Source organism: Nostoc sp. JL33, from assembly GCF_017114985.1.
Classification (GTDB): Bacteria; Cyanobacteriota; Cyanobacteriia; order Cyanobacteriales; family Nostocaceae; genus Nostoc.
The window spans coordinates 12,906-24,954 of sequence record NZ_JABXKP010000068.1; the positions used below are offsets into that span (position 1 = coordinate 12,906).

Here is a 12,049-nt window from a genome sequence, read left to right on the forward strand (position 1 = left end):
CTTAAGTAAATATTAAGCATATTTACTTATACGTCTAAAGAAAGTAATTTAGAAATTAGGAGAGCTATATTGTGTAGATATAACAAAATATATTGACAAGCAAAGCAATATATGAATAAGCAGCAAAGCTCTGAGAAAGCTTATATTTGGGCGAATATTGATTTTGATAAGGTTAAACATAGAATAGATGCGGTAACTTGCCAGATTGAGCGGGTTATAAAAAAGCACGAATTATCAAATCAAACTGGTAAATCAGGCAAAAAAAATAATTAGGTTAACTGTAGGGCGATGTCTACGATCAGCTACACTTACACAGGTTATTTTTTGTGTAGCGTAGGCGTAGCCCGCCGTAGGCATATCACCAGTTTTGAACAACAGATTTTGGGCAAAGCGACTATATTTTTCTCAAACACTAAACAATATTATTCGATAATCGTCCACCGACTTTCTAGTTATTTATTAGTCATTATTTTATCCTCGACACTCCTTTTCAGGAGTGTTATTTTTGGGAGGATATCTGCTTGCTAATTATGCTGTAAAAGGGTGTAGACAAATGGTGGGATGGCTATTTGGAGGTCTTGTTAAACAATTTGAGAGTGCAGCTAAGGAGGTTTTGAGAGAGAGTAGCAAAGAAATAGCTAACTTGTTTGATGACAAACTTTACCCTTTAGCCGACAAGCTTGATTACATAGCTCAAGAAAGCATTAATCAGGCAATAGAAAGAACTGAGGAATTAGAAAGCAAGGTTAAAGTTGATATTGAATATCTGTTGAATACCGCAGATGAAAAAGTTAAACATCACCTTGAGAAAATAGATAGAATTCGTGAGAAAGCCCTCACTGAGACTGTTAGTAAAACTAATTTTTATCTAGAAAACAGAATTAATCAAATGTCACTAGCTGTAATGCAGGCGATTAGCTTGTCTCAAAACAGCATTGAGCAGAGTTTAGAAAGAATTGAATATTTGGAAAATAAGTTATTTCAAGATGCTAATCAAATAGTTGATAAAATATCCGAGCTGATAGATGGCAAACTTGAACTAATTCGGAATGAGTTAAAAAAATATTTAGTTCACGGTTTACCCAGTCCTCTTGATAAATGTAGACAAAGGCTCAAAATAGCATGGAAACCTGGTGGTCTATTTTCTGATATTGAGCTTTATGAGTTAAGCGAGTGTTATGAACTGAGTAAGTTAGATGAAAATACTTCTATTGACGAGGTATTGAAAATTTATGGACAATTACAACAAAATGCCGCTATGATGGCTGCTTTAGTAAGAAATTCTCCAGAATTAAAAAATCGAGCTATTAAAGACTGGATAAAATATGGTTTACTTTGTAAATTTTGGCGTAGCATCATGAATAATTATGATTTGAAAAACAATGTTATATCAGAGGATAAGTCTTCACAAATATTATTAATAGATAATCAATAAAATAAGCAAAGTTTTTCTATGTTCAAAGCAGGTAATGATAACTGGAAAACACCATTAGGATATTACGAAAAAGCAATTGAAGAACTCAGGCGTAGCCGTGAAGACTTGCAGGATATGAAAGCAAATAATAATTTGCATAATATTGAATCAACTCTTGCAAGCTTTCAAACGGGAATAAAGGAATTAAAATCTGAGCTTCAGACTATGCAGGAGCGATTGACAAATACTGAAAAAACAGCAATAGAAGCTCAGATGACGTTAGCTGAGACTCAAAAAGCCTCACTAGCTGCTCAAACTGAATTACAAGCTTTGAAAGAAATTATGACTGATGAACAAAAATCAAATTATAAAATTATTGAAGAATTGCGTCAAATAAAAGAGCAAATATCTCAATTACCATCTCAAGTGGTGGAGACAGATTCGCAAACATCAATTATTAAATCTTTATCAGATGTGCAGTTACATCTGTCTCAATTGGCAGCAGAATTAACTCTTGTATCTCATACTTCTGGTATAGATTACAGAAAATTGCAGGAATTACTAGCAGAACAAAAATGGCAGGAAGCTGATAAAGAAACCTACTGTACTATGCTCAAGATATGTGAGCGTGAACGAGAAGGCTGGTTAGATGATGGGGAAATTAAAAAATTTCCTCGTCATGACCTTTATATTATTAATAAGCTCTGGGTTAAATATAGTGAAGGCAGATTTGGCTTCAGTGTCCAACAAGGTATTTGGCAAGCCAAGAGAGACTCTAGACACTTTGCTTATAAAGTTGGATGGCTAGCAAGTCTTGCCAATAATGAATGGGTTAAATATGAAGAATATATTTTCAGCTTAGATGCTCCTAAAGGACACTTTCCATCTATATCTCGGTTAGTGGGTTTAGATTCTAGAAACTTTGGTGAGGTTCAGCATCGAGTAAATATTTTTCTGTCACGATACTAGTGGTTTGTCAAATTCATTTTGACGGTTAGGGAGACGCGATAAATCGCCGTCTATACTCTTAATCTATCCGTCAATTATTTATTGACAGACTACTAGTGGTCTGTCTCATTAAATTTGAAGGGTTATAAAAGTTCGTAGTAAGGACTTTAGTCCTTGATTTGAGCGATAAATCGCTCACTACAAACCTGGGCATTACTAATAGACCTATCCACAAATAAAGCTCAAAATAGCTGAAATCCTTACCTAGTAAGCTTTTTAGCTAAAATAAAACAATAATCTCTAAAACCCTCTCCAGGGCTAGGTTTCAGGCAAATAAAGTTCTCATTTCCGGATAGGTCTAATGGGACAGGGCAATATTGTTATTACTGTGAACTTTGTTATCCAATCTCAAAATCCCCCGATAAATTGGGGGATTTTGACTCTCTACTTCCAATCTCTTAAAACGTGAAAGTAGTCCGAAGTACACCTACAGTCGTAGTGTCATTGTTGCTGTTACCTTCTGGGTTAAAGAGAATAAATGCACCAGGGGTAATGCTGATATTATCGGTAACTTGAAGGCGGTAATAGGCTTCTAAATGGTAAGGAGTCGCGCGATTGTCGCCTGTGGGGGTAAGTTGAGCAGAACCACCAGTATCAGTACGGAAAAGCGGCTGACCAAAAAGAATCCCGGCGGTGTTCCCTGGCTTGAATAAATCTTTGAAATGAACTCCCGCCATCCAACTTGTAAAGGTGGTGGAAGCATTCACGTTATTTGAAGCAGCATCAACAAATATTGCTGCACCGTAGCCAGATAAGGCTATCTTGGGAGATAATCGCCATGTTACTGTACCGCCAACAGAGTTGAGTGTGAGCGGTGTTCCAGTTGCAACCCCTGCTAAAGCACCGATATCACTACTAACTAATCCTGTAGCCAAAATATTGATTTCGTGATAACTGTGGGCATAGTTTAAACCAATATCGAAAGCAGGACTTGGCTTGAAGGTTAACTGTGTGGCAATAATACTACTACCACTAAACAAACCTGCTCCCAAAGGTGTAGTAGAAACTCCTGGTACTGCGTCAGTAGCAGATTTTTGGGGTAAATTGGCATTTACACTGCCGTATAAAGCTCTTAAATCCAAATTTGGCGAAATGTTAAAAATAAATCCCGCCGCCGATGCTAAACCAGTACCCGAAGTTCCACCAGAAACCCGTAGCACAGGATTCAAGCCGGCAAAACGAGAAATTGACTCTTGTCCTTCACCATAAAAAGGCGTAATTGCTGGGAAAGCATCTGATGTTTCCGCCGCAGTTCCTGCAAACAAGGTTAATTTATTAGCGACGGGAAAGATATACAGCAATTTGTAAAGCTGAACACTGTTTGCGCCAACACTCGACAAAGTATTGACATTTAACCCCGGAAATTGCGGCTCAAAACTGGTACGGGCGCTACTTGCACTTAAAAGCGGCGCAGCTAATCCTAAACTTTGTTGTAAGCTACCCTCTCCAGTGGCTCCACCCAAAAAGTTATAAGCTTGCAATCCAGTAATTAATGAATCTTTACCAGTAAAGCTAGTGGTGAGATTTAACCGCACTCTATTGACTAGGATGATGTTCGAGTCGCTGTTATTAGGAGCGCCACCGCTAGCACCAACACCAGCAATAATTACCTCACCATTGAGTTTGGTCGTAGTAGAAAACTGATTTGCTTCTAGTTCTGCTGCGCGAGCTTCTACAGCATCTACTCGACCCCGCAATGTTGCCAATTCCGCCGCAAATTGTTCTTGTAGTTTCTGCAACGTGGCTAAATCTTCTTTTTTGACCGAATCAGCAGTTGCAGTCGCAATCAGTTCGTTGATTCGCTCTAAACAAGCATTTAAGCCAGCAGCAAATTCATAGCGAGTCATCGCCCGATTACCGCGATAGGTTCGATTGGGATAACCTGCGATACAACCATAGCGCTCGACTAAAGATTGGAGTGCCTGAAAAGCCCAATCGGTCGGCTGTACATCAGACAATTGAGATACGGATGTTACTTGTGCAAGTTTGTATGAGGTTGGAGATGAACTTGCAGATTGTGGTATGATTGGCTGCCAAAAGTTAACAGCAGAATCTACTCCTAAATCTTGATTCTTTTGCTGTTGATTGACTGAGGGTAAATTTTTTTGACTCTCATTAGCTATCAGCAATTTACTGGAGATATTATTTCCTAAATTGCTTTGATGAGAATTCTTTTTTTGATAGCTGCCATAATCTTGATTAACAGCTATGTTTTTATCTGCGATTTTTAAACTAGGAAGGGCTTGCACAGGTAATAACCCGGCAATTAAACATAAAAATCCCATCCCACTAGCAGAAGCTAGTAGATATTTTACCATGATGACTCCCAACACCTATAAAATAGTGAAAAAATCAATTGCGATTTTAAACTCGATTGATAAGTAAATTTAAAGTATTTTTAGCAAGAGAATCTTGTTAACTTTAAATTTTGGATATCAGGATTTTTTCTGAATTGACTTACCAGAACATCAGTTTATATCGCAAGTATTAAATTATAGTAAATACTATTTTCGGAAAGAATTAACAATAAATCATATTGATAGTTTTTATAATTACTATAGCAATCCTAAATGGTTTGTGAACAGTACGTTCCGTAGGATGCCTGATTCATAAGGCTTCCAAATTTTCTCTGTTCAAATATAAAATCGGATTGCTATATTGACAAAATAATAATTACATAAGTCTGATTTTGTGATAATGAATATAGCTATTGAGCCAAATCCTCGGCTCAATACCTACCAAAGAATAATTTACTCAAAAAAAATCTAGAGGGCGCGATCGCTGATCGATTTCGGTGCAGGTAAGATCAGGAGGAAAGCGGTGGAAATAAGTTCTCTTGCGGTTGTTAACAAGTTTCACCCAAGAGAAGCTTCATAGCGATCGCAATTTCCGCCCTTACGATAGCCCAAGTGTCAGGTTTAGCTCCGGCGTAGCCCGCCAACTCTTCTCTACGAGAGGCTGCGCCAAGGAGACGCTCCGCGTAGCTTGCTTCCACGTTTGCGGAGCCGTAGGCAAGTGGTACGGCATCGCACCAATTTTTTGTTAGCACATTTTAGTAAAATAAACAATATCTTACAGTAAGTAATATTTTTAACAAAACATTTGTAACTACCCTTGCAGTTTATTTACCCACCGCCTGCTATTGTTATAGTTACTTCGGTCTGTCATAGCAGATAGATTATCCTCAATAATGTTTTTATTTATGAGCGCTCATATACCATCCTGGTAATGTGGGTGCTTTTACTTTATCCCTCATGGCAAAAATCCGGTTTGATTTTGAGGCGATATCTGGTGTTTGGTACACTAAGCTGACACTGAAGCTTTAACTTGACCAAAATGGCGATGTCTACGACGGGCTACGCCTACGCGTCTTTGGTAGCTCAACAAAGCCTGATAAAACGCTTCTCTATTAAAATTAAGCGATGCCTACGCCTGGCTACGCCTACGCACTTTCTTTTGTCAGTCGGCTGAAGTTGGCAGTTATATCTGATGCAGTTGCAAAAGTCGGTGAAAAAGTTGGTTATAGAAAATTTCGGTTTAAAAACTCGCTTTTCTAGGGCTACTTTACAAAGTTAGAAGAGAGAATTATAGAGAATGTGGCGAAATTGTTAGAACAAGGGTAGATAAATCATGAACGTTTATAAAAGATATATCACCATTGCAGATCCAAAGCAGTTAGTATTATCTGATTTACCATTTAAAGCAGGACAGAGAGTTGAGGTGATTATTTTGGCAGAGGATAATCAAAAGGCTACTTTAGCAGAAGAATTAAAAAAGTTATTCAAAGAAATACAAGCGATACACGCAGATAATCCCTTGAATGATGAAGAAATAGCAGCAGAAATTCAAGCTTATAGACGGGGAGAATGAAAATGATTATTGATAAAAACTTTTTCTTAGCAATTTTGTACTGGATATTTTATAACAGGGCCTGTTAGGTAGTAACTGCCGTGTTTTGGAAGCTAAAGTATGACTGCTGAAGAACTGTTGCAACGTTATGCTGCTGGTGAAAGACGTTTTATTGAAGTCGATCTCAGTGGTATTGATTTGAGCGGAGCTAATTTGTCAGAAATTGATTTGTGCAGATGTAATCTCCGAAATATTAATCTTTCTGGAGCAAATTTGTTTGGTGGGAGCCTCATGAGTTCCGATTTGAGTGGGGGCAATCTGAGCAAAGCTAATTTAGAAAGTGTTGCTATGCAAGGAACGAATTTGGAAAACGCTACTTTGCTCGGTGCTAGAACTATCGAAACTGAATTTGCTGGAGCTTTCTTCTGTAATACCACGACTGAAGAAGGGGATGTTGTTCAAGAATATGAATACTTCGACTAATGCCATTACCATAGCAATTAATTAAAAATTAATTAGCTCAAAAATACACTCAACTTATTTTTACTAAAGTTACCTCAGCCTTCTGATAATTCCCCAAATTGCTGACGATAACGCTCAAGTTGTTTTTGGGCTAACTCCAATTGTTCTTCTGATGTTTGATAGCGCTTTCCTTGTTGGTCATACCAATACAAAACCTGACGCTGGATATTACCAGATACGTATTGGGATCGCCCAATTCCCAAACCAATTTCTGGCATCCAAAAGGGTTCACCAATTTGCAATTGATAGCTACCATCTACTAAGCGATAAACTTCAAAAGGTTGGTGGCGAAGCTCCGAAGGAGCCGCTTCGCTAACGCGTTGCCAATACTCTGGATTGTAAATAATGTAGTACAGTACCCCTAACTTGGCATAAATGTCTAATTTTTTGTCGTATTCTCCACCCGGAGTTAAGGAGACAATTTCTAAAGCCAAGATAGGCACAATGTTGTTTTCTTCCCAGACAACATAGCTTTTACGAGATTTATCTGCCTTGCGGCGTTCTACACCTAAGCTCAAAAATCCGTCTGGTACAATCGGCACAAGTGGACTAACCCCTGTAGTATGGTAAACGCCCATATCCACGCTGAAAAACCAGTCATTCCGATTTGCCCAAATATATTGCAGCAAGAAGAGAAGCAGGTTAGGAATAAAGTTCTGATCTTCGTTATCCACAGGGGTATCGTCTGAACAAGGAAGTTCAGCACTAGTAGGCAATTGACGGGGGTCTGATTTCACCATAAGTAATGATGGTGCTGGAGTCACCTAATGAGTTTTATTCTAGACGATTCGACACGGACGATATACTCTAGGTAAACGTTTTAAGTACAGCTTTGCCTAAATTCATGGAGGATTGAGGGTTGAAATTTAAACGCAAAGGGGCGCATTCGCAAAGCGTCTGTCTGCGACACGCTGCGCGAACGCAGAGAAGGTAAGCGCAGAGGATTCGCTACGAATTAATGAAATGTTGTACTTAGCTGCTAATTCCGAAGCCATTATGCCTAAGCCTTCGCGTAGCGTCTCGTAGAGAAGCTCGTCGTAGACATCGCCTCACCCCAAAATTAGCTTTGGGTTCTGATGCGTTTTTGTATAAAATAGGTAGTATAAATTTGGCTGAGGTTTTTTATGAATTCCCGCCGCATTCTGAAAGCTGGTGAATCTTATACTTTCAGCCGATATTTTGAATTGCCCTTCACCATTGATGATATTTTAGCTGAATTAAATTGCACTCTTGAAAGGAAAAATCTCACGCTCCCTGAATCTTCAGAAATTTTAGACCTCCAGTTTTTACAGCAGCAGCTTCAGCGTAATTTATCTCACATCGATTTAGTTAATGAAACTGCCAGACGGGAAGCTTTAATTGGCCCAATTTTATTTGAGGTATGCGATTTAACTAATCAGCGACTCAATATAGAATATTCTATTGCTGTCAACGACTATCTGAAAGGAACTCTCGACTACTATATTGCAGCACCTCAAAATTTATTGGTCATCAAAGCAAAACAATCAGATTTAGTTAGGGGATTTACTCAACTTGCGATCGAATTAATCGCACTTGATCAATGGACTCAATCTACATCTGAGCTTCTATATGGTGCAGTTACGATTGGTGAAGACTGGCGTTTTGGAGTTTACCATCGCGCAAATCGTCAGGTGACTCAAGACCAGAAACGCTATCAAGTTCCAGAAGATTTATTGGTGCTGATCAAAATTCTTATAGGTATTCTTGCTGGTTAGTAAACTGCTCTGCGATCGCTATCGACTTAAGTGGAAATTATGTTGTCTATATCTAGGGCGTAAATGGATGTTACTTTTGTCTGGAATTCGATCATGATCAACCTAGAAGATCAGGCGATCGCTAAACTTACAGTAAGCTTGAAAGGGAGGAAGGAAAGCCACTACCAGAACCCAGGATGCTTACTACACGACGATTGCAGGTTTAGTTAGTCAATTGTCAAATTATACAGTTTCTCTAGTGGTGTTTGCGTAGGGTGCCGTAGGCGAACGCTTACGACTGAAGTGGAAATTATTTTTTCAAGCGATCGCACATCCTCAACAAAGAGCGATATCTGACGACAAACCCAGGAAGCTTCTCCACTTTTGCAAAAGAATTTAGGGATTTTTACACTAAGTTCGTCTGATTGCCGATAATAATAAAAGTAACCCTTCAGCAATTTCCCGTTGTACTCTATTAGTAAATCCTAACTATATTTTTAACCATGACTACGCAAACACTACCTCCAACAGAAATTTATCAAGGTCAATTTGGGGAATTTACAATTACTCAGAGCGATCGCACTGGGGTAATTATCTACCGCGCTGGGTTAATGGTAGCAGCACTGAGCTTTGCCATAGGCAGCGCTTTAGTTTTGTTCAAGAATAACCCGACTGTTTTTACCGCACTTACACCTCTATATGCTTGTTTTAGTCTCGCTCTCGGTGTAAGTTTATTTACGATTCATATCTACATGGCATCACTGCACCGAATGTTGCAAATTTTTTGGGCGATCGGTAGTATAACATCAGTGATTCTGGCAATCTCTAGTAGTGAACCTTTGGCTCTGACTGTTTACAACCACCCTATTACCTTATTTGGAGTTGGTTTTATCTTCGTTGCTTTGACAGGTATTTATTTTAAAGAGGCTTTTTGCTTCAATCGCCTGGAAACCAAAGTGTTAACCCTAATAGTACCGCTACTGTTGTTAGGACATTTAGTGAGAATTTTACCAACTCAGGCAGAAACTATTTTATTAGGAATTTGGGCGGCGTTGTTTTTAGTGTTTGCGCTGCGGAAAACAGTGCAAGTAATTCCTGCTGATATTGGAGATAAGTCTGTGTTTACCTACTTGGAAGAGCAGCGTTTAGCTAAAGTTTAATGCAGATCAAAAATCGCCGGCGTCAAAATTTTACCAAAATCAAACTAATAAAACGCCAAGAAATGTGGACACTTACGGCTCAGGGGTGGGCGATCGCGATCGCTTTGATTGCTTATTTAATATTTTTCACTATTACTCATATACACTCATTTCTCGCCGTAACTTCCCCGATAAAATCAGCAGAAGTATTAGTTGTTGAAGGATGGCTACCAGATTACGCTATAGAAGAAGCTTTGAGTGAATTTCAAAACGGTTCTTATCGTCAAATAATAAGTACCGGAGGTACATTAGGAAAAGGGAGTTATCTTACTGGATACAATAACTTTGCAGACGTGTCAGCCGCCACCTTCATAAAACTCGGTTTAGAAGCAGAAAAAGTGATAGCTGTTCCAACGCCTTCCGTGGTTAAGGATCGTAGTTATGCATCTGCTGCTGAATTTCATCGCTGGCTATCCAATTCCAATTTACAGATAGAATCAATTAATCTTTTTTCTTTGGATGTTCATACCCGTAGAAGTTGGCTAATTTTCAAAAAATTACTGAATCCTGGTATCAAAGTTGGTGTAATTGCTGCCAAAACACAAGATTATGAGCCAGAGAAATGGTGGGGTTCTAGCCAAGGTGTGCGGACAATTCTTGATGAAGGCATAGCTTATATTTATGCACGGTTTTTGAATTGGAAAGCCTAAAAGTCGTAATTCCCAGATCCCCGAAAACTTTTACGAAGTCGGGGATCTATCTACTGAGCATTTTAGGGACTTCCAAGAAAGAAATTACTCAAATAAACGTAGACGCGGAGCGGTGAAGCAGCGCAGTCTTCTCCCAAAGGGAGAGGCTAGCGCCTGCCGTAGGATGCCCGGAGGGCTGTAGGGGGTTTCCCCCATGAGCGACTGCACCAAGCCGAAGGGCTTGCCGCAGGCTACCACTCCAGGCATAGAGAACACAGAGGAATGAGGAGGAGAGAGTTTTTTCGTCAGTTTTTGGGGTATTTTTTTATCTGGAAGTCCCTTATATTTAATTAGGTTGGACTACTTGCTTACCCAGGATTTGTAATAATGCTTCTCGATAAATTTTTAAGCCCTCTGCGTTTAGATGATCACCATCACTGGTCAAATTTTCTTTGAGAACATTATTTTCATACAAGGGTGCTAGCCCTGCTGCTGCAACTGGCACTTTTTCTGTTTCACCAACTTGATTAATCAGAGTATTAATTTGTTCAACTTTAGAAAGTGGGGCTGATACAGTTGGATCTAAGCTTGCTGCAACTGTTGAATAAAAAGCCGGAATCAGAAAAATCTCTTTAGTTCCCATTGTGCGGACAAGTGCGATCGCCTCTTGCAGGTTTTTGCTAAATAATTCATCACTAATTCCATACCAAGCATCATTTCCACCTATGGCAATAATAGCTTTTTCGCATTTCACCTTGGTAGGAATTAAATTTTTCAATTGTTCGACTAATGAGATTGTACTCAGACCATTTAACCCAAAATTAAAAGTACCATCCCCAAGGGTATTACCAAGTTCAGCCGAGATAGAATCACCAAATAAGCAACCTGAGAACTGTTTATTTTGGGCGGCGAATATCTGATATTGCAGTGCAATTTGCCCTAAAGGTGAAGAACTTACGTCGTCTTTCGGCCGCGCATCAGAAGAACCAGAAGATAAATTTGCCATGCTAATTAGCTTGGAAATTTTTGACACGTCAACGACTAGTTGATTACTGGGATAGGCTTCTAGAAAACTGATTAATCCTAGACCTTCTGGTGATTTTGCTCCTAAGATAATCGCAGCTCGTAACGCTTGTATACTGCCTTGATCAGGACGGGCGATCGCGGAACGTGTTGGAAAGACAGTCGCTTGAGAAGCAAAAGATAAAATTTGCTTGCCCATTCCTGTATTTATCAGCTTATCTAAAGCCGCAATATCAAGAGACATTTTCACCTGAAGAGTATCTTGAAACTTCTGTTTATCCTTAGCGCTGAGATAACCTAAGAAAGATTGCAAATCGGCAGAAACCTTTTGCGTCTCGGCGTAGTTGCGTATATCTGCCACCGGGAGCGATTGCTCAAACAAACCGTACCTGACAACAATTTTTTCGGCTGCCAAACTCGGCAACAAAGCAAAACAACTGTGTAGCAGTAAAAATATTAAGCACCCAGATAGGCATATTAAAAGACGATAGAAATATTTCATCACAGAAAATAATGGAATAGTCAATAGTTAATATTCAATGGTTAAGGGTCAAGAGTCAAGAGCCAAGAGTTGATATTTAATAGTCAAAGGCTCAACCTTCATGTTTTAATAAACTTCCCCATTCCCCACTCTGCCTTTATCTCAATAGCCAAACCTAATTTGGGAATACTCAATCTAGTAGGCGTGAG

The 12,049-nt window shown here is 39.1% G+C and carries 13 protein-coding genes; 9 read left to right on the forward strand and 4 right to left on the reverse strand.

Annotated features, from left to right (window positions below; genetic code table 11):
- Nucleotides 1–111: 111 nt before the first annotated feature.
- The 3 genes from HWQ23_RS19210 (at nt 112) to HWQ23_RS19220 (ending at nt 2,383) form a co-directional block, all read left to right on the forward strand.
- The gene (locus HWQ23_RS19210; RefSeq protein ID WP_292831240.1) at nt 112–273 is read left to right on the forward strand and encodes a hypothetical protein; all 162 of its coding nucleotides are present in this window, start codon (nt 112–114) and stop codon (nt 271–273) included.
- Between the two features lie 232 nt (nt 274–505).
- The gene (locus HWQ23_RS19215; RefSeq protein ID WP_292831243.1) at nt 506–1,435 is read left to right on the forward strand and encodes a hypothetical protein; all 930 of its coding nucleotides are present in this window, start codon (nt 506–508) and stop codon (nt 1,433–1,435) included.
- Nucleotides 1,436–1,453: 18 nt separating this feature from the next.
- Complete coding sequence (locus HWQ23_RS19220; protein ID WP_292831246.1) at nt 1,454–2,383, forward strand: GUN4 domain-containing protein; 930 nt, start codon at nt 1,454–1,456, stop codon at nt 2,381–2,383.
- 437 nt (nt 2,384–2,820) lie between these two features.
- Here the strand turns inward: HWQ23_RS19220 and HWQ23_RS19225 are convergent, their stop codons facing one another.
- Together HWQ23_RS19225 and HWQ23_RS19230 are read right to left on the reverse strand one after the other, a co-directional pair.
- Nucleotides 2,821–4,740 carry an iron uptake porin gene (locus HWQ23_RS19225; RefSeq protein WP_292831249.1) on the reverse strand — a complete coding sequence of 640 codons (1,920 nt, stop codon included), beginning with the start codon at nt 4,738–4,740 and terminating at the stop codon, nt 2,821–2,823.
- A gap of 527 nt (nt 4,741–5,267) precedes the next feature.
- Complete coding sequence (locus HWQ23_RS19230; RefSeq protein ID WP_292831252.1) at nt 5,268–5,471, reverse strand: hypothetical protein; 204 nt, start codon at nt 5,469–5,471, stop codon at nt 5,268–5,270.
- A 373-nt stretch (nt 5,472–5,844) separates the two neighbouring features.
- On the opposite strand from HWQ23_RS19230, the gene HWQ23_RS19235 reads away from it, so the two are divergent.
- From HWQ23_RS19235 to HWQ23_RS19245, 3 genes are all read left to right on the forward strand, one after another.
- Nucleotides 5,845–5,979, forward strand: a complete 135-nt coding sequence (locus HWQ23_RS19235; protein ID WP_292831255.1) for a hypothetical protein — start codon at nt 5,845–5,847, stop codon at nt 5,977–5,979.
- Between the two features lie 73 nt (nt 5,980–6,052).
- Entirely contained in the window at nt 6,053–6,292 is a 240-nt protein-coding gene (locus HWQ23_RS19240; RefSeq protein ID WP_292831258.1) for a hypothetical protein, read from the forward strand.
- Between the two features lie 99 nt (nt 6,293–6,391).
- Nucleotides 6,392–6,754, forward strand: a complete 363-nt coding sequence (locus tag HWQ23_RS19245) for a pentapeptide repeat-containing protein (RefSeq protein ID WP_292831261.1) — start codon at nt 6,392–6,394, stop codon at nt 6,752–6,754.
- Between the two features lie 74 nt (nt 6,755–6,828).
- On the opposite strand, the gene HWQ23_RS19250 is transcribed toward HWQ23_RS19245, so the two are convergent.
- A complete protein-coding gene (locus HWQ23_RS19250; RefSeq protein ID WP_292831264.1) occupies nt 6,829–7,533 on the reverse strand; it encodes a Uma2 family endonuclease in 705 nt (234 codons plus the stop codon).
- A 384-nt stretch (nt 7,534–7,917) separates the two neighbouring features.
- On the opposite strand from HWQ23_RS19250, the gene HWQ23_RS19255 reads away from it, so the two are divergent.
- From HWQ23_RS19255 to HWQ23_RS19265, 3 genes are all read left to right on the forward strand, one after another.
- Nucleotides 7,918–8,529 (forward strand): hypothetical protein, encoded by a 612-nt coding sequence (locus HWQ23_RS19255; protein ID WP_292831267.1) that lies wholly within the window; start codon nt 7,918–7,920, stop codon nt 8,527–8,529.
- A 482-nt stretch (nt 8,530–9,011) separates the two neighbouring features.
- Nucleotides 9,012–9,668: a DUF2301 domain-containing membrane protein gene (locus HWQ23_RS19260; RefSeq protein ID WP_292831270.1), complete on the forward strand. Its 657-nt coding sequence runs from the start codon at nt 9,012–9,014 to the stop codon at nt 9,666–9,668.
- Nucleotides 9,668–10,357 carry a YdcF family protein gene (locus HWQ23_RS19265; protein WP_292831272.1) on the forward strand — a complete coding sequence of 230 codons (690 nt, stop codon included), beginning with the start codon at nt 9,668–9,670 and terminating at the stop codon, nt 10,355–10,357. Before HWQ23_RS19260 ends, HWQ23_RS19265 begins: the two co-directional genes overlap by 1 nt.
- A gap of 325 nt (nt 10,358–10,682) precedes the next feature.
- On the opposite strand, the gene HWQ23_RS19270 is transcribed toward HWQ23_RS19265, so the two are convergent.
- Nucleotides 10,683–11,885: an SGNH/GDSL hydrolase family protein gene (locus tag HWQ23_RS19270; protein WP_292831274.1), complete on the reverse strand. Its 1,203-nt coding sequence runs from the start codon at nt 11,883–11,885 to the stop codon at nt 10,683–10,685.
- Between the last annotated feature and the right edge of the window lie 164 nt (nt 11,886–12,049).